A 17,913-nucleotide genomic window follows, 5' to 3' on the forward strand; every position below is an offset into this window, starting at 1 on the left:
CTATTGTGCCACTTTTTTAGTCGAGATAACTACTTTCTTACCATCATCTAGCGTGGTAAAAAATAGGTATACGTCTCCACCATCTTTTATCTTTAACTTTTTACGTATCACATCTACTGGCATAGGGAAGTTGCGAGTGGTGATATTTGCCTTTGTGATTCCTAATTCCTTTGCAATTCTTTTTGAGTAAGGAACAATCTTCTCTATCACAAAACGACGGCCTGCAAATGAGATGAGCTCTTCTGAGGTATATAAGTGTGAGTGCTCGTGTAGTTTTGAAACATTAAAATATGTACTCACCCAGTTAAAGGCGCCACTCTTCATAAGCGTACTGTTAGGCTCATAAAGATACTTTTGAGGAATATCTATAACGGCTTGCGCATTAAGAGCATCACTATGAGAGAAACTCACTACTGGATCTGATGATTGTAAGTTTACAACAGTAAACTTTATGTCTTTACAGCGCTGTGAAGTAAGTTTCCATAACAATTCTTTTACCTCATTTTTTACAGCTACAATGTGTATTTCGGTCACGCTGCGCAGTTCTTCTATACCTGCTGCAATGTCTAGTATGGGAGATGTTTTTATCCAGAGGGTGTTACACTTTGATAATAACAGGTTTTTGTAAAGCGGTACATTAGGTAGACAATCTTTAAGCATAAAAACTTTTCCCTTACTATCTGTACGTCTCCCTGGGTCTAAAAAAATGGTGTCAAAACGAGTATCGCAGGTTTCAAAATAATGCATTGAATCATCTACTATAAATTCTATGTTTTCTTGCTTGAGAACTTCTGCATTAGACTGTGCAAATCTTGATAAACTGGCGTCCATCTCTATGTGCGTTACCTGCTTGTTAGTCTGTGCAAAGTGATAAGCATCTATACCAAAGCCACCTGTACCATCTGCTAGGGTAGTACCTTGCATAATACTGGCTTTGTAACTTGCCGTTGCCTCAGAAGAGGTTTGCTCCATATTGAGTTTAGGCGGGAATAAGATACCAGCGGTGTTATGCCAGCGCGGTAATTTTCCTTTGGCTTTACGTTTACCTTCAAGTTGTTGTGCAAGCTCTTGTACTGTAATATCTATAAAAGGGCTTCCTTTTAAAATAAAAGCGTGGAGTGGTGTATGCTCGTGGTCTTGTAAATAAGCACGCACTTCGGGCTGTAAAAGCGCGGTGTTCATTATAAGTCTTGTGTAAGTTTTTGAACAATCTTATACTCGCTCAAAAATTCTTTTGAGATCACTTTAAGTGCGGTATAAACAGGAACGGCAAGTATCATCCCAAATACTCCAAATAACAATCCAGCAATAATAATAGCTAAGAATATCTCTAGCGGATGTGACTTCACACTGTTACCAAAAACAAAAGGTTGTATCACAAAATTATCAACCATTTGTGCTGCGCCATAGCATAAGGAGATCCAGAGTAATTTAGGTAAAATAATGGTTCTAAAATCCATCTCAATATTACTCGAGGTAACCAGTAATAGCATAACAGCACCACCTACAAGAGGCCCTAAATAGGGAACCAGGTTAAGTACAGCACAAAAGAGCGCTATGGCAAGCGCGTTATCTATACCAAATGATAGGAGTATTATAGCGTATAAGACAAACATTGTAAATACTTGTATTATGAGCCCTATAAAGTAGCGAGAGAGAAGGTATTTTATTTTTTCAAACACCCGTAAGAATTTGCCCTCGTTGCCTTTTTTCGCGAAAGCGAGTAAACTATTTACAAGCAATCTATTATCCTTTAAAAAGAAGAAAGTAATAAATATAATAGCAAATGTACCAATGCCTGCGGCACCTAGATTACCTATAATTCCGTTTAAAAATGCAGGGATGATACTAAAATCAAAATTCTTTACGAGCTCTGCCTCTTGAACTCCTTGTATTATAGTCATCTTATCGAGACCAAAATAAGTTGCAATCTCGCCAAAGAGCCTATTAATATTAACTTTTACCTCTTCAAAATCTATCTGACCCAGATGCTGGCTTTGGTCGATAACCACAGGTATAAAAAGCATAAAAACACCTAGTATTACCAGTAATAATATAAATATTGTGACTATCGCTGCCCAGGTAGGGCTAAACTTAAGTGTGTACCTTAAAAACTTTACAACAGGCCTACCCACTAGTGATAGTACAGCTGCAACGGCTAGATAAACAAGCACACTTTGTATGGTATAAAGAAGCCAGAGTAAGATTAAGATACCCACAACGACACCTACGGCGCGTAAGATTCCATAACTTATTTCTTTTGCTTTTAGTGGCTTCATATAATGGTCAAAGATACTGGTTTTATTATCGTGTGAGCTCGTAAAGTGCGATGCCTGCGGCTTGTGCTACATTCATACTACTATTAATGCCGTGCATAGGTATATGTGCGATTACAGCACATTGTTCTAAAGCTTCTGGAGTGACACCAGTACTTTCGGCTCCTATGACAAGTGAAATTTTTGACATATTAGCAATATGAACTTCGGCAATGGGAAGACTTGTAGAATCTATCTCTAGTGCGATAGTGCTAAACCCTTGCTCTCTTAGATTAATAAGTGTAGTGCTTATATTCTCGCTTTCGCGAAAGCGGACCGTACGTTCTGTATTGCGAGCCGTCTTACGTAGTCTACTACTAGTAACATCTGGAGCGTTGCCGCAAAAAATGATCTCTTGTACACCAAAAGCATCTGCCAGCCTAAAAATGCTACCCACATTTGCCGGACCAGAAACGTGATCGCATACAATGATAATCTCTTTGTTATGAGAAGCTGGGGTGTGATGTGTATGAGTTAATTGCAAGGGGTGAGTGTTTTAATTTTCAAAAGCATACTTAACAATGTTTGCTCCCATTTGGAGTGCTTTTTGTCTCACACTCTCTGGGTCGCCGTGTACTTCTGGATCTTCCCAGCCATCACCTATGTCTGACTCTGTTGTAAATAATACGACGAGTCTGTCTTCATAAAAGAGCCCTAGTGCTTGTGGTCTCTTTCCATCGTGTTCGTGTATTTTGGGTAGTCCCTGCGGAAATTTATAAGCACTAGAAAAAATGGGGTGGCTAGCGGCAAGCTCTGTAAGCTCTTGGTCTGGAAAAATCTTTTTGAGTTCCTTAGGTAAATACTCAGCCATTCCATAATTATCATCTATGTGTAAGAAGCCTCCGCTAGTGAGGTAATCCCTAAGGTTCTCTACATCGTCATCTGTAAAAAGTACATTACCGTGACCGGTCATATGCAGCAGTGGGTATTGAAACACGTCGATACTACCAGCATCTACAGATTCTGGTTTGTCATTCATTTTTGTGTTTATGTTCTTATTACAAAAACGTATGAGATTAGGCAGGGCAGTGGGATTACTGTACCAGTCTCCACCTCCTTTATATTTTAGTACTGCAAGATCTTGAGCAGTTATAAACCCGCTGGTAAACAATAGTATAATGACTGCTAGTAAGGTGCGATGCATAAATGAATTTATAAAAATTAAAAATACTGATAACTTAAATTATGAGTGTACTAAATTATATTAAAGTTAAACAGAAATCATAAAGTTCTAAAAACCAGTTTCCAGTGAGATGATAACTACTGCCTAGGCTTGCTGTTAGTACAATGAGTTCTTAAATTTACTCTAGTAAGTTGTAACAATTTACAACGATTGCGACTTACGTACTAACACTAATTTTAATTTTTAATATGAAAAAGAAAATGTATGCTTTGGCAGCTTTTATGTTGAGTGGCGTAGTCCTTACAGCACAAGAAGTTAGCTTTGAAGAGTATGATCTTGATAACGGTATGCACGTTATTTTACATCAAGATAACAGCGCACCTGTAGTAACAACATCAGTTATGTATCACGTAGGAGCAAAAGATGAAGATCCAAGTAAAACAGGATTTGCTCACTTTTTTGAGCACCTTCTTTTTGAAGGGACAGAAAACATTGAGCGTGGTGAGTGGTTTAAAATAGTTACTTCTAACGGAGGTAAAAACAATGCAAATACAACACAAGACCGTACTTACTATTATGAAGTCTTTCCTTCTAATAACTTAGAGCTTGGTCTGTGGATGGAGTCTGAGCGCCTACTTCACCCTATTATTAATCAAATAGGTGTTGATACTCAAAAAGAAGTAGTTCAAGAAGAAAAGCGTCTTAGAGTAGATAACCAGCCTTACGGCCGTTTTCAAGAAGTAATAGGTAAAATGCTTTTTAAGAAGCACCCATACCGTTGGACTACCATAGGGTCTCTTGATCATCTAGCTAGTGCAACACTAGAAGACTTTCAAAAATTTAGTGATACTTATTATGTGCCTAATAATGCCGTGCTCGTTGTGGCTGGAGATATTGATGTTGCAGAGACAAAAAAGATGATTGACACGTATTTTGCACCTATACCTAGAGGTAAAGATATTATACGTAATACTTTTAAGGAAGATCCTGTAGTACCAGTAAGAGAGACATTTTATGATCCTAATATACAGATACCTGCAATTTTTCTAGCTTATAGAACACCTGCTCAAACAGAAAAGGATGCTTATGTGCTCGATATGGTATCATCCGTATTAAGTGATGGTAAGAGTTCTAGACTTTACAAGAAATTAGTAGACACTAAGAAAAAGGCGCTACAAGTATTTGCTTTTAGCGGTGCACAAGAAGATTATGGATCATATTTAATAGGTGCTTTACCACTAGGTGATAACTCTCTAGATGATTTAATTACAGAGATGGATGAGGAGATTGTAAAGCTTCAAACAACTTTAATTTCAGAAAGAGATTACCAGAAACTTCAGAACAAATTTGAAAACCGCTTTGTAAACTCTAACAGTAGTGTAGAAGGTATTGCAAACTCACTTGCGCGCAACTATATGTTATATGATGATACTAGTCTTATTAATACTGAGATTGATATTTATAGATCAATAACTAGAGAAGATATTAAGGCAGCAGCTATCAAATATCTTAAAGAAAATGAGCGTGTAATATTAGAGTACTTACCAGAATCTCAAAAAGAAAAATAATGAAGAAGAATATTATAATAGGTGCAATGTTATTGCTAGCAACAGCTAGTTATGCACAAGTGGACAGAAGTAAACAACCTGAGCCGGGTCCAGCTCCTGAGATTAATCTTAAAGACCCAGCCTCTTTTGAGCTCAAAAATGGTCTCAAAGTACTAGTTGTAGAAAATAAAAAGCTACCTAGAGTATCTATACAACTTACTATAGATAATCCTCTTATTGTAGAGGGAGAAAAGGCTGGAGTTGCTGCCCTTACATCATCTATGTTAGGTAAAGGGTCTAAGAGTATTGCAAAAGATGTGTTTGAAGAAGAGGTAGATTATCTTGGAGCAAACATAAGCTTTGGGTCTCAGAGCGCATTTGCAAGCGGTCTATCTAAGTATTTTGAACGTCTAGTTGAACTTACTGCAGATGCTGGTATAAATCCAAATTTTACACAAGTAGAGTTTGATAAAGAAAAGGAACGTCTCATAGAAGGATTAAAATCTAATGAGAAGAGTGTGACAGCTATCGCTGGACGTGTGCAAAGTGTACTAGCTTATGGTGCAGACCACCCTTATGGAGAGTTTACTACAGAAGAGACTGTAAATAATGTAACTCTTGCAGATGTTGAGAAGTTTCATTCAGACTACTTTAGACCTAATAATGGATACTTAATCATTATAGGTGATGTAAATTTTGACACTGTAAAGAAAGTAGTAAAAGACAACTTCAAGAAGTGGAAAAAAGGAACTATACCAGAAACACCATTTTCTGAAAAGCAAAATGTCTCAACTACAGAAATCAACTTTGTTAATATGGACAATGCCGTTCAGTCAGAAATTGCAGTTCAAAATACTGTTGAGCTCAAAATGACAGACCAAGATTATTTTCCAGCTCTTATTGCAAATAACATCTTAGGAGGTGGAGGAGAAGCCCGTCTTTTTAATAACCTACGTGAAGATAAAGGATATACTTATGGATCATACTCAAGAATAGGTTCTAATGAAAAGACAGTGACTCGTTTTAGTGCTACAGCAAGCGTGCGTAATGCAGTTACAGATAGCTCTGTGGTAGAGATAGTAAAAGAGATTAACCGTATAGGGTCTGAGCCAGTTTCACCAGAAGAGCTAGCAAATGCAAAAGCTAAGTATACAGGTAGCTTTGTACTCGCTCTAGAGCGACCACAAACTATTGCAAACTATGCATATAATATTGAGAGTAAAGGGCTCCCTAAAGATTTTTACAAAAACTACTTGTCTAATATAGATAAGGTATCTCAACAAGATGTACAAAATGCAGCTAGTAAACTATTTAAAGGTGATAACGCAAGAATCGTTGTGACTGGTAAGGGTAGTGAGGTAATAGATAATCTAAGTAAGGTGGTTATAGACGGTAAGACTATCCCTGTAAAGTACTTTAACGTATACGGTGAAGGAATAGAAAAACCAGAATTCAAAAAGGAACTTCCAGCAGATCTTACGGTAAATAAGGTACTAGAATCTTACATTGCTGCTATAGGTGGTAAGGATAAGCTTGCTGCGGTAAACTCGGTTTATATCAAAGCACAAGGAGCTATGCAAGGTATGACGCTTGATCTAGAACTCAAAAAAACTACAAAAGAGCAGTTTGTACAAAACATTATGATGGGAGGAAACTCAGTTTCAAAACAAGTACTTGATGGAGATAAAGGATATGTAGTTGTACAAGGGCAACGCAAAGATCTAGAAGGAGAAGATGTTGAGAAGGTAAAAGCTGAGTCATCTCCATTTCCAGAAGTAAACTGGTTAAATGGTGGAGCGAGCCTAGAAGGTATAGAAAAAGTAAATGGAGAAGATGCTTATGTGGTTAAAGTAGCAGATGGTAAAATGAACTACTACAGTACAAAAACGGGGCTTAAACTTCAGGAGGTAACTATACAAGAAATGCAAGGTCAGACTTTAAAAACGTCTATCACTTTGAGCAAATATCAAGATGTGGGAGGAATCAAATTCCCATTTGTGTTAAGTCAGTCATTTGGCCCACAATCTATAGAGTTTAATGTGACAGAAATTAAGGTAAATGAAGGCATCACAAATGCAGATTTTGAGTAATTTCATTCTATAAACTACTATTAAAGGTCAGCTTTTGCTGGCCTTTTTTTATGTCTCAAGATTACACTGCTGGCTGCATTTTTAAAATGCAATACACTACAATGTAATAAAACCAAGCTGCTATAAAGGGGGAGTTTTACGCTTTCGCGAAAGCGTACTCATATCTAGTAAAAATTATAGTTAGATATAATGAAATAAAAATGCCCAAAAACGATTGCAAATAATATATTTTAAACCAAAGACAGTCTTTTTTTATGAGATCGCCAAAACTAGTATTGTAGAGCCTGCAATACTTGAGGTTTACGTATTTTTAGTAAAAATATTAACAGATGTCAAGAGAACCGAAAATAGAGAGATTTAACGCAAATGTAAAGTCAAAATACGAAGTCTATAATGGGATATTTATGACGCTTCCCTTTGATGGTATCTCAAACACAGGGGTCCTTTTACCGCTGTTTCATTCTATATGTAAGGAAGGGTATAAAGACAATAAAAACCCGACAGAAATTATTGAGTACTTCTTTGAGCGTTATATGCGTGATGCTACAGAAAAAGAACGCGAAGACATATTGTTTAAATTTATACAGTATATCGAGCGACAAGTAGTGCTATTTGACGCGATTGAAGACGCTTCATATCGTATCGTAAATAATATGGATGGTCGAGGCACCCTGCGTAATATAAAAGAAGAAGCAGAGGCAACGGGTAAAAAGGAAGAGCTCATCTCTTACTTAAACAGGTTTACTATACGTCCCGTACTTACAGCACACCCTACTCAATTTTATCCAGGCGTAGTACTAGGTATCATAAATGATCTAAGTGCTGCAATAAGAGATAATCGACTTGAAGATATAAAAACCTTACTTGCGCAGTTAGGTAAAACACCATTCTTTAAAAAAGAAAAACCTACGCCATATGATGAAGCTGTGAGTCTTATCTGGTATTTAGAAAACGTGTTTTATCACAGTGCGGGGGCTATATATGACTACCTGCATAGGCACTTAATACAAGATGAAAGCTTTAGTAATACGCTTGTAGATCTTGGTTTTTGGCCAGGTGGTGACCGTGATGGTAATCCATTTGTCACCACAGCTATAACACTTAAGGTTGCCAGAAAGTTGCGTAGTTCTGTACTTAGAAATTATTACAGAGAGATAAAGCAATTACGTAGGAGAATCACCTTTAGAGGTACTGAGGCACCACTTTCAGAACTAGAAGATCAAGTATATACAGCTATTTTTTCTGAAGAGAAACCAGCCATTTCACAAGCATCTATTCTCAAAACACTTAAAGATATCCGTGATATTGTAAGAGATAAGCACCAGAGTTTATATTTAGATAAAATAGATAGTCTTATTCATAAGGTAGAACTTTTTGGACTTCACTTTGCATCGTTAGATATACGACAGGATAGTAGTATTCATAAAATAGTTTTTGAGCAAATTGTTGAAAATGCAACAATAAATGGATCAAAGATTTTTCCGGAGGGTTATCTCGCTTTAAGCGAAAACGAGCAAATAGACTTCTTAAACAACGTGCACGGAGCGTTAGATCCAGAAAGTTTTGAAGAGGAAGTAGTGACTAAGACTCTTGGTTCTATCTATGCGATGAAAACCATTCAAGATGAAAATGGTGAGCGTGGCTCAAACAGATACATAATAAGTAACTCACAAAGCGCACTGCACGTGATGCAAGCCTTTACATTTTTAAGACTATGTGACTGGGAATCTCCTACGGCAGATGTAGCACCACTGTTTGAGACCGTACCAGATCTTATTGCTGCACCCGCTGTGATGGAAGCACTGTATACAAACCCAACTTACAGTAAACACTTAAAGAGTCGTGGTATGCGACAGACTATAATGCTAGGCTTTTCTGACGGAACAAAAGACGGTGGTTATTTAATGGCAAACTGGAGTATCTTTAAGGCTAAGGAGGCAATGACAGCTATGTCTAGAAAGTATGGCGTAACCGTAATTTTCTTTGACGGTAGAGGAGGACCACCAGCACGTGGAGGTGGTAAAACACACCAATTTTATGCATCATTAGGACCTAATATAGAAGCACAAGAAATTCAGATTACAGTACAAGGACAAACTATAAGTTCTAATTTTGGAACGGTAGATTCTTGTCAGTACAATCTAGAGCAACTACTTAGTAGCGGTGTTAATAACGAGGTCTTTAAGGGAGCACATAATGATATATCACCATCAGATAGAGAAACGCTAGAAGCACTCGCACAAAAGAGCTATGAGGCTTATACGGCATTTAAAGGACACGATAAGTTCTTGCCATACCTAGAGCGTATGTCTACCCTTAAGTATTATGCAAAAACTAATATAGGTAGCCGCCCTAGCAAGCGATCTCAAAAAAGTACCTTAGACTTTGGGGATCTTAGAGCGATTCCATTTGTAGGTAGTTGGAGCCAGCTTAAACAAAACGTGCCAGGTTTTTATGGAGTAGGAACAGCACTTGCCTCTTTTGAAGATGCTGGAAAACTAGAGGATGTAAAGCAGCTATATAAAAATAGTTCATTCTTCCGAACGTTACTTGAGAATAGTATGATGAGTCTCACAAAATCATTTTTTGGTCTTACAGCATATATGCAAGAAGATCAAGAATTTGGCGAGTTCTGGAAGTTACTCTTTGAAGAGTATAAGCGCAGCAAGCGATTAATGCTAGAAGTGGCGGGACTTACGGAGTTAATGGAAAATGAGAAGGCAGGTAAAGCGTCCATTCAAGAAAGAGAGAATATTGTACTACCACTATTAACTATACAGCAGTATGCGCTTAGAGCCATACAAGATATGCAACGTTCTGGAGAGCAAACAGATAAGGCGAAAGTATATGAGCGTATGGTTACAAGGTCACTCTTTGGAAACATAAATGCGAGTAGAAATTCGGCATAAACTAGTAATGATAAGGGAGTAAGTATTGCTCCCTTGTTATACTTAGACTACCTTTGCGACAGCAGGCCGCCTTATTGATCCAGCAATGGATAGGAAAGTCCGGACACCACAGGATAGCATAGCGGCTAACGGCCGTCATCCCAAACTCGTTTTGGGAGAGGACAAGTGCAACAGAAAGAATGTACAGGTAATGCTGTAGCGAACCCAGGTAAACTCTATGCGGTGCAATGTCAAGTATACTCACAGTTAAGTGCAATCCGCGCGTTGTGGGAGGGTAGACAGATAGAGATTATTAGTAATGATAATCCCAGATAAATAATAAGGAATTTCTAGAAGCATCTAGATTGAACAGAATCCGGCTTATAGGCCTGCTTATTTTATGATTTTAAATAAATCTATATAACAATAAATCCCGCAACAAGCGGGATTTATTAATTGTAGTTTATGTTGTTACGCTTTCGCGAAAGCGTTCTTATTCTTCTTCATCACTTTCTGGTAGTTCAAAAAAGCTAAAGGCATTACCACCATAATGACGGGTCTGCACGTAGTTTATAAAGCCATCAAGTTTTGAATACTTGCCGTGCTCAATGATGAGTACACCATCTTGCTCTAAAAGATTATTTTTAAATACCAGTGTTGCAATCTTTTCAAAGTCCTTAATGTCTATATCGTATGGAGGGTCTGCAAATATAATATCATAGGTTCCCGTAGCACGTTCTAAATATTTAAATACATCGCTCTTTATAGCGTGTATAGAAAAATCAAACTCTTGTGACGTTTTGTTTATAAACTGTACACAGCCATAATGACCATCTACTGCAGTGATTTGATCTGTACCCCTAGAGGCAAACTCATAGCTTATGTTGCCCGTACCCGCAAAGAGGTCTAACACGCTAAGCTGGCTTATATGGTAGTTGCTTCTTATAATATTAAAAAGGGCTTCCTTTGCCATATCTGTAGTAGGGCGTACGGGTAGCTTTTTTGGTGCCGCGATTCTTCGGCCTTTGTATTTTCCAGATATGATACGTGTCATAATAAACTGCCAAGTATAGCTTGGTCTTGTGGTATTTGTGTATGTACTGCTTTTAGAACGCTAAGGTGTCGTACATAAGTGTGTGCTAGCTCATAATATGGATCATCCATTGTAATAGTACCTGTAAGTACAACTTCTATAGTTTCTGTACTCAATTCTAATTGCTCCATTGTAAAGAGCATATAATAGATGAAGTCTTCCTTAGTTCTAATTTCAAAACGGTTTACAAAGAGCAGTTTCTTATTTGCTACAACACCCATTTCGAAGTATGAGTCTTGAAAATTTATCAAGACTTTTGGTTCTGTGCTATTTATAAATTTGTTTAATAGAAATTTTGTAAAAACCGTTGTACTATGGTAATAATCAAAAGAGCCAAAGGTTTCAAAAAGAAAATTATTTACATTGGTGTATGGCACATATACGTTTACAAGGTCATAAAAGTCTATCACATCGTGCGAGATGTGATCTGTACTAAGAATTTTTGTATTGAACTTTAAATAATCTGCACCTTTTTCGGCATCAAAGAGTGCCTTTGGAACCATTGTAAATAGCTCGTTAGAATAGACTACAATTACCTTTGCAAAATTTTGGGAGAGTATCTCATTATTTTTAAAAGCCTTTTCTACCTCATTACTCAATGAAGTAGGATTTACATTATTTGTAAATTTTATAGTCTGTGTAGCTATTACTTCTTTACTATGGCTGTTTTGGGTAAAAAAAGAAAGTCCATCCAGGTGTATTTGGATGGACAGACTATATAATGAGTTTGTATTGTCTTGACTAGTCATTAGCCCCATAACTCTTAGGCCAGTTACCATTTGTATTAATAGTTTCCATAGATCCTACTGTAAGTGCATCTCCATTAACACCATCTACAGATACGATTTGCTTTTCTTTAGCAACATAATCTTTAGGTTGGTCTGCAAGTAATACATCTTTCTTTACAGAGATAAGAAACACAGGATACATCGTGTTACTCTTTTCTATTTGACCAGCGTCCATAGTATACTTTGCATCTATTCCCTCTATTGGCACATTGATCATAGTCTTATAACGATCAGACCCTTTGAATAGTGAATCTTTAACTGGGCGAGTACCTAGTGTGTCAATTACTACTATTTCTTTAAATGTATCTACACGGAAACGTTTTGTTTTTTCTTCGTCCAGTACAGTTGTATCTCTACGTTGAGTAATTGTAAACTCTGCAGTATCAATAAAACGTACTAACTTATCAAAATCTTTCTGGTAAGTACCTGTAACTGTTTTATGAGCTAGTTGCGCCTGTCTTAGATCACGCATATTTTTTATGGCAGCACTGTAACGCGCTTCCTTAACTTCATTAAATTTTACCTCTCCCCAAATTGCGTTAAAAAGAAGGTAACCTAATGCGGCAATTACTACCCAAAGTACAAGCTGTAATACTAGTTTCATGTAATGATGTTTAAATTAGTTATGGTGAGCAACAAATCTACAATTTTTTTTTACACACAAAAATTTATTATCTCATTTTTCGTTTGCTTAATTTCGTTGTATTCTAAGCCTTCTATGATTAAAGACGCCCGAGCATTTTATAAGCTATTAGTAAAAGATTTTGAACATCAACCTACCATAAAACAAGATAGGCTACTAGAGCAGTTATCTCACTTTTTGTTTGATAGTTCTAAGGATAAAGTATTCGTTCTTAAAGGGTTTGCAGGTACAGGTAAGACTACAGTGATAGGAACGGTTGTAAAAAATCTTTGGCACGCAAAAATGTCATCAGTTCTTATGGCACCTACGGGTCGAGCTGCAAAGGTTGCCAGTAATTATAGTAAAAAACAGGCGTATACTATACATCGCAAAATTTATTTCCCCAAAAAAGAACGTGGAGGAGGCGTTTCTTTTACGCTACAGCCTAATAAACATAGAAACTGTCTCTTTATAGTAGATGAGGCATCTATGATATCTGATAAAGCAACTAGTTCCAAGTTTTTTGACAATGGATCTCTGCTAGATGATATGATGCAATACGTGTATAGTGGTTACAAATGTAAACTCATATTAGTAGGAGACGAGGCGCAGTTACCACCTGTAAAGCTTGAGATGTCCCCAGCTCTAGATATTGATATGTTGTCATTGCAGTTTAATAAAACCGTAGAGACTATACAGCTAGACGAGGTAATGCGTCAAGGAGAAGATAGTGGTATACTTATGAATGCAACCGCTCTAAGAGAACAGCTTTCTGAAGGGTTTTATGAAGATTTTAAATTTGAATTAGAAGGGTATAACGATATTGTTAGGCTAGTAGACGGTCACGAGATTATGGATGCCATTAATGATTGTTACAGCTCTGTAGGTACAGAAGAAACTGCAATCATTGTAAGATCCAACAAGAGAGCAAATCTATATAACCAGCAAATAAGAAATCGAATTCTATTTCAAGAAGAAGAAATATCTGCAGGAGACCACTTAATGGTGGTAAAAAATAATTACTTCTGGCTAGATGCAAAAAGCGATGCGGGGTTTATTGCAAACGGTGACATTGTAAAAGTATTAGAAATTCTAGCTATTAAGGAACTCTACGGCTTTCGCTTTGCAGAGGTAAAAGTACAAATGGTAGATTACCCACAAATGCAACCATTTGAGACTGTAGTTATGCTAGATGTTCTCATACTTGAGACACCAGCACTACCTTATGAAGATGGAGATCGGCTCTATAAAGAAGTTCAAAAAGACTATGTAGACGAGAAGTCTAATTACAAGCGATTCCAAAAAATAAAAAACAACAAATACTTTAACGCCTTACAGGTTAAATTCTCTTATGCTATTACTTGTCACAAATCACAAGGAGGGCAGTGGGAAAATGTTTTTATAGAGCAACCCTACCTTCCAGACGGGATGAGTAAAGATTACCTACGCTGGCTGTATACGGCTATTACCAGAGCTAAAAGTAAGCTGTACTTAATAGGTTTTAAAGACGAAATGTTTGTTGAAGCAGAGTAGCGTTGTTATAGAAAATTGTTTTAGGAGCTATTTCCCGCTTTACGCTACAATTCCTCATCGCGGCTACGCCAGCTCTTGCGGGATTTTCACTACAATCGGGGCTATGGATTAGATAGTTATATATTTATGGCCAGTTTTTTGATTATAACGTCTGTATATAAATAAGTAAGTTTACAATTATGAGTTTTGAATTAATAGTAAGTATCATATTAGGATTTTCACTTGCCGCCGCCGCTGGTTTTAGAGTATTTGTTCCTTTATTAGTCTTAAGTTTATCTGCGCACTTTGGTTGGTTTCCAGTAAACGATACTTGGCAGTGGGTAGGTAGCGTTCCGGCGCTAGTTTTACTTGGTGTTGCTACATTATTTGAAGTAGGAGCCTATTTTATTCCTTGGGTTGATAACCTGTTGGACACCATATCTGTACCACTAGCTGCAATCGCAGGTACATTACTTATGGTAGCGACTATGGGAGATATGGATCCTACTATTACTTGGGCGCTGGCCATCATCGCTGGTGGCGGAGCAGCAGCAGCAGTTTCTGGTACCACGAGCGCCACTAGATTAGGGAGTACAGCAACTACAGGCGGTATTGCAAACCCACTAGTTGCAGGTACAGAAACCATTGCTGCAACTACAGTTTCAGTAGCGAGTATCTTTTCGCCTATACTCGCACTAGTGATTGTATCGATACTTATAGGTCTTGGCTGGAAGATTATTTCTAGGCTAAGAAGGGCATAAGTTTTACATTTCTTTTTAAGTAACTTTGCAACTTGTTTTATGGTGTTTTATGCTTTCGCGAAAGCGTAATTATAACCAGAATAAGACATTCAAAACGTCAATATATTGAAAGAAAATCTGAAGATTATAGCAATGATTCCTGCACGTTATGCGGCGTCTAGGTTTCCCGGTAAGATGATGAAAGATCTTGCAGGCAAGCCTGTTATTGTGCGCACCTATGAGAGTGTAGTGGCCACAAAGTTGTTTGACGAAGTATATGTAGTTACAGATAGTGATGTTATTTATAACACCATAAAGGCCGAGGGCGGTAAGGCCATAATGAGTGTTAAAGAGCACGAGTGCGGTAGTGATAGAATTGCAGAGGCAGTGGCTTCTCTAGATGTAGATGTGGTTGTAAACGTACAAGGAGATGAACCTTTTACGAGTAGGGAAGACTTAGCACCAGTGTTAGACGTGTTTTATGGAGATGATGCTGCACAAATAGATCTTGCTAGTGTGATGATGCCTATGAAGGAGGAGCAAGAGATTGTAAACCCTAATAATGTAAAGGTTATTGTAGATAATTTTGACTTTGCATTATACTTCTCTAGGTCACCACTTCCATATGTACGCGATAATGAATCTGGTATAATCACATATAAGCATAAAGGTATTTATGCCTTTAGAAAGCAGGCAATACTTGACTTTGCATCTATGCATATGACACCCCTTGAAAAGGCAGAAAAAATAGAGTGCATACGATTCTTAGAGTATGGTAAGAAAATTAAAATGGTACGTTCATCAAGGCTTGCAATAGGTATTGATACTCCAGAAGATCTAGAAAAAGCAATTAAAATTTATTCGAATAAGTAGCGCATATGGGACTTGCAAAGTTTATATATAAAAATATTTTAGGCTGGAAGGTAAAAGGTGACTTTTCTCAAGACACAGTAAAGAAGGCTGTAGTAATCGCTGTGCCCCACACCAGTTGGCACGATTTTTATATGGGTATTTTACTTCGTACTATGCTAGATGTCAAGATAGGCTTCATCGGTAAGAAAGAGCTTTTTAAATGGCCTATGGGACCTATTTTTAAAGCAATGGGAGGTGCACCTATAGACCGTACACCAGGTCAGGATAAAGTACAATCTATCGCAAATGTTTTTAAGGATAAAGAGGAGTTTAGACTCACAATAGCCCCGGAGGGAACACGTAAAAAAGTTGATAAGCTTAAAACTGGGTTTTATTACATTGCTCTTGCAGCAGAGGTACCTATTATAATGGTTGCTTTTGATTTTGGTAAGAAAGAGCAACGTATATCTAAGCCTTTATATCCGTCAGGTAATATAGATGAAGACCTTGCACTTATACACGAGTTTTTTAAGGGAGCTGTAGGTAAGGTGCCAGAATATAGTTTTACTCCAGATGAGTAGATATTTTATAAGTACTTAAATAAAATGCCTCAATACTATTTAAAGTATTGAGGCATTTTAATTTGTAAGGGTGATTAGGATTTATGCTTCTTTGTAGGTGCCTGCTGTTTTCTTTCTCCAAGCATCTAGCATCCAGCTTGTTTTTTCTAGTTCACGTATGTAGGCTCCTATAAGGTCTATGGTACCTTCGTCACCAGCGTCGTCTGCTTTTTTTACAACAGCGCTTAGTTGTTTGAGAATTTTTCCGTGATCTCCAAGTATCGTGTCTACCATATCTCTGTCAGACAGATCAGATTTTGACTCTTTGATGCTAGATGCTTCAAGATAATCTGAGAGATTACTTACTGGAGCAAAACGTAATGTTAGGATACGCTCTGCAATCTCATCGATTTTAATCTTGGCATCATCATAAAGTTGTTCAAACTGCTCGTGTAAGTCAAAAAAGTTCTCACCAGAAACGTTCCAGTGAAAATTACGAAGTTTTTGGTAGTATACGTGATAGTCAGATAAAAGTATGTTGAGCTCTGTAACTGTCTCTTTGGTTTTTTTTGTGTCTAAGTTTAAATAATTCATAGTTCTTTGGTTTTTATATAAAATTACAAAGGCTTAGTGGTCTGAGGTTTATTTGCGGGTTAGTTTGGGATAAGTTTAACCCGATATGCTAAGATTGTGATAAAAAACAATGTTCTGACTGCATAGAAAATACTTTATATTTGGATTAAAAAAATAATGGATTCAGACCTGACGAATGAGCTTGAAGGTAAAATGATTTTAGTGACAGGAGGAGCTGGTTTTATAGGTTCTAATATCTGTGAGGTTCTTATTAAAAATGGAGCAATTGTAACTTGTCTCGATAACCTTGCAACGGGGCATAGACATAACCTAGATGCTATCATAGATCATTCAAATTTTACTTTTATAGAAGGAGATATAAGAGATATTGAAACTTGTAAAAAGGCAGTGTCTCAGAGTGACTATGTATTGCATCAGGCTGCATTAGGATCTGTACCAAGATCAATAAAAGATCCTGCAACGAGTAATGAAGTCAATGTAGGTGGATTTTTGAATATGCTCATTGCATCTAAAGATAAAGGTGTAAAGCGTTTTGTGTATGCGGCAAGTTCTTCAACTTACGGAGATTCTCAAGGATTGCCAAAGCAAGAAGATATTATAGGGAAACCATTGTCTCCTTATGCCATCACAAAATATGTAAATGAGTTGTATGCAGATGTGTTTCATAAAACCTATGGGATAGATTGTATAGGGCTTAGATATTTTAATGTTTTTGGTAGGAAACAAGATCCCAATGGCGCTTATGCGGCTGTGATACCTAAGTTTACAAAACTTTTGATGAATCAAGAATCCCCAGTTATAAATGGGGATGGGAGTTATTCTAGAGATTTTACATATATAGATAATGTAATAGAAATGAATATTAGGGCGATGCTTTCTAAAAATAAGCAAGCCTTAAATACAGTCTATAATGTAGCTTATGGTGAACGCATTGATCTTACGGAATTAATTAAAATTTTGAAAAAAGAATTGTCATTTTTTGATTCTTCAATAAGTAATGTTGAAGTGATTTTCGGTCCAAATAGAGTAGGTGATGTCCCTCATTCTCTTGCAGATATAAATAAGGCAAAAAAATTATTAGGGTATAATCCAGAATACAGTGTACGTCAAGGTTTGGTAGAGGCTGTAAAATGGTATTATGATAATCTAGTCTAATACTAGATATTTGATTAAATTGCTTATTCTGCAA

General features: G+C 37.0%; 16 protein-coding genes and 1 other RNA gene. 9 read left to right on the plus strand and 8 right to left on the minus strand.

What is annotated here, in order from left to right; all coding sequences use genetic code 11:
- Genes MED134_RS01255 through MED134_RS01270 form a run of 4 tightly spaced genes read right to left on the minus strand, consistent with a single transcriptional unit; the run spans position 1 to position 3,459 of the window.
- On the minus strand, positions 1 to 1,182 hold the full coding sequence (locus tag MED134_RS01255; RefSeq protein ID WP_021779200.1) for a THUMP-like domain-containing protein: 1,182 nt from the start codon (positions 1,180 to 1,182) through the stop codon (positions 1 to 3).
- Positions 1,182 to 2,279, minus strand: coding sequence for an AI-2E family transporter (locus MED134_RS01260; RefSeq protein ID WP_021779199.1), 1,098 nt, complete (start codon positions 2,277 to 2,279; stop codon positions 1,182 to 1,184). Before MED134_RS01260 ends, MED134_RS01255 begins: the two co-directional genes overlap by 1 nt.
- 25 nt (positions 2,280 to 2,304) lie before the next feature.
- Positions 2,305 to 2,799, minus strand: a complete 495-nt coding sequence (locus MED134_RS01265; RefSeq protein ID WP_038596805.1) for a TrmH family RNA methyltransferase — start codon at positions 2,797 to 2,799, stop codon at positions 2,305 to 2,307.
- 12 nt (positions 2,800 to 2,811) lie between these two features.
- Positions 2,812 to 3,459 (minus strand): DUF4159 domain-containing protein, encoded by a 648-nt coding sequence (locus tag MED134_RS01270; protein WP_021779197.1) that lies wholly within the window; start codon positions 3,457 to 3,459, stop codon positions 2,812 to 2,814.
- Positions 3,460 to 3,686: 227 nt separating this feature from the next.
- Between MED134_RS01270 and MED134_RS01275 the strand changes: the two genes are divergently transcribed.
- The 4 genes from MED134_RS01275 to rnpB all read left to right on the plus strand — a co-directional run bounded on the left by MED134_RS01275 (position 3,687) and on the right by rnpB (position 10,363).
- Positions 3,687 to 5,006 carry a M16 family metallopeptidase gene (locus MED134_RS01275; RefSeq protein WP_021779196.1) on the plus strand — a complete coding sequence of 440 codons (1,320 nt, stop codon included), beginning with the start codon at positions 3,687 to 3,689 and terminating at the stop codon, positions 5,004 to 5,006.
- A complete protein-coding gene (locus MED134_RS01280; RefSeq protein ID WP_021779195.1) occupies positions 5,006 to 7,075 on the plus strand; it encodes a M16 family metallopeptidase in 2,070 nt (689 codons plus the stop codon). Before MED134_RS01275 ends, MED134_RS01280 begins: the two co-directional genes overlap by 1 nt.
- A 329-nt stretch (positions 7,076 to 7,404) precedes the next feature.
- Positions 7,405 to 9,984 carry a phosphoenolpyruvate carboxylase gene (locus MED134_RS01285; RefSeq protein WP_021779194.1) on the plus strand — a complete coding sequence of 860 codons (2,580 nt, stop codon included), beginning with the start codon at positions 7,405 to 7,407 and terminating at the stop codon, positions 9,982 to 9,984.
- Positions 9,985 to 10,042: 58 nt separating this feature from the next.
- Positions 10,043 to 10,363: RNase P RNA component class A (gene rnpB, locus MED134_RS14835), an RNA gene on the plus strand.
- Between the two features lie 93 nt (positions 10,364 to 10,456).
- Here rnpB and MED134_RS01290 read toward each other — a convergent pair.
- From MED134_RS01290 to MED134_RS01300, 3 genes are read right to left on the minus strand one after another with little or no spacing between them, the layout of a single operon-like run.
- Positions 10,457 to 11,017, minus strand: a complete 561-nt coding sequence (locus MED134_RS01290; protein ID WP_021779192.1) for an RsmD family RNA methyltransferase — start codon at positions 11,015 to 11,017, stop codon at positions 10,457 to 10,459.
- Positions 11,014 to 11,805: a DUF3822 family protein gene (locus MED134_RS01295; protein WP_021779191.1), complete on the minus strand. Its 792-nt coding sequence runs from the start codon at positions 11,803 to 11,805 to the stop codon at positions 11,014 to 11,016. Before MED134_RS01295 ends, MED134_RS01290 begins: the two co-directional genes overlap by 4 nt.
- A complete protein-coding gene (locus tag MED134_RS01300; RefSeq protein WP_021779190.1) occupies positions 11,798 to 12,448 on the minus strand; it encodes a hypothetical protein in 651 nt (216 codons plus the stop codon). Before MED134_RS01300 ends, MED134_RS01295 begins: the two co-directional genes overlap by 8 nt.
- A gap of 114 nt (positions 12,449 to 12,562) precedes the next feature.
- Between MED134_RS01300 and MED134_RS01305 the strand changes: the two genes are divergently transcribed.
- From MED134_RS01305 to MED134_RS01320, 4 genes are all read left to right on the plus strand, one after another.
- Positions 12,563 to 13,999 (plus strand): ATP-dependent RecD-like DNA helicase, encoded by a 1,437-nt coding sequence (locus MED134_RS01305; protein WP_021779189.1) that lies wholly within the window; start codon positions 12,563 to 12,565, stop codon positions 13,997 to 13,999.
- Between the two features lie 179 nt (positions 14,000 to 14,178).
- Positions 14,179 to 14,739, plus strand: coding sequence for a DUF4126 domain-containing protein (locus MED134_RS01310; protein WP_021779188.1), 561 nt, complete (start codon positions 14,179 to 14,181; stop codon positions 14,737 to 14,739).
- Positions 14,740 to 14,871: 132 nt separating this feature from the next.
- On the plus strand, positions 14,872 to 15,591 hold the full coding sequence (gene kdsB, locus MED134_RS01315; protein WP_021779187.1) for a 3-deoxy-manno-octulosonate cytidylyltransferase: 720 nt from the start codon (positions 14,872 to 14,874) through the stop codon (positions 15,589 to 15,591).
- Between the two features lie 5 nt (positions 15,592 to 15,596).
- Positions 15,597 to 16,151 carry a 1-acyl-sn-glycerol-3-phosphate acyltransferase gene (locus tag MED134_RS01320; RefSeq protein WP_021779186.1) on the plus strand — a complete coding sequence of 185 codons (555 nt, stop codon included), beginning with the start codon at positions 15,597 to 15,599 and terminating at the stop codon, positions 16,149 to 16,151.
- Between the two features lie 81 nt (positions 16,152 to 16,232).
- Here MED134_RS01320 and MED134_RS01325 read toward each other — a convergent pair whose 3' ends face one another.
- Positions 16,233 to 16,724 carry a Dps family protein gene (locus MED134_RS01325; RefSeq protein ID WP_021779185.1) on the minus strand — a complete coding sequence of 164 codons (492 nt, stop codon included), beginning with the start codon at positions 16,722 to 16,724 and terminating at the stop codon, positions 16,233 to 16,235.
- Between the two features lie 156 nt (positions 16,725 to 16,880).
- Between MED134_RS01325 and MED134_RS01330 the strand changes: the two genes are divergently transcribed.
- Positions 16,881 to 17,879 (plus strand): SDR family oxidoreductase, encoded by a 999-nt coding sequence (locus MED134_RS01330; protein ID WP_021779184.1) that lies wholly within the window; start codon positions 16,881 to 16,883, stop codon positions 17,877 to 17,879.
- Positions 17,880 to 17,913 lie beyond the last annotated feature (34 nt).

Source organism: Dokdonia sp. MED134, assembly GCF_000152925.2.
Lineage (GTDB): Bacteria > Bacteroidota > Bacteroidia > Flavobacteriales > Flavobacteriaceae > Dokdonia.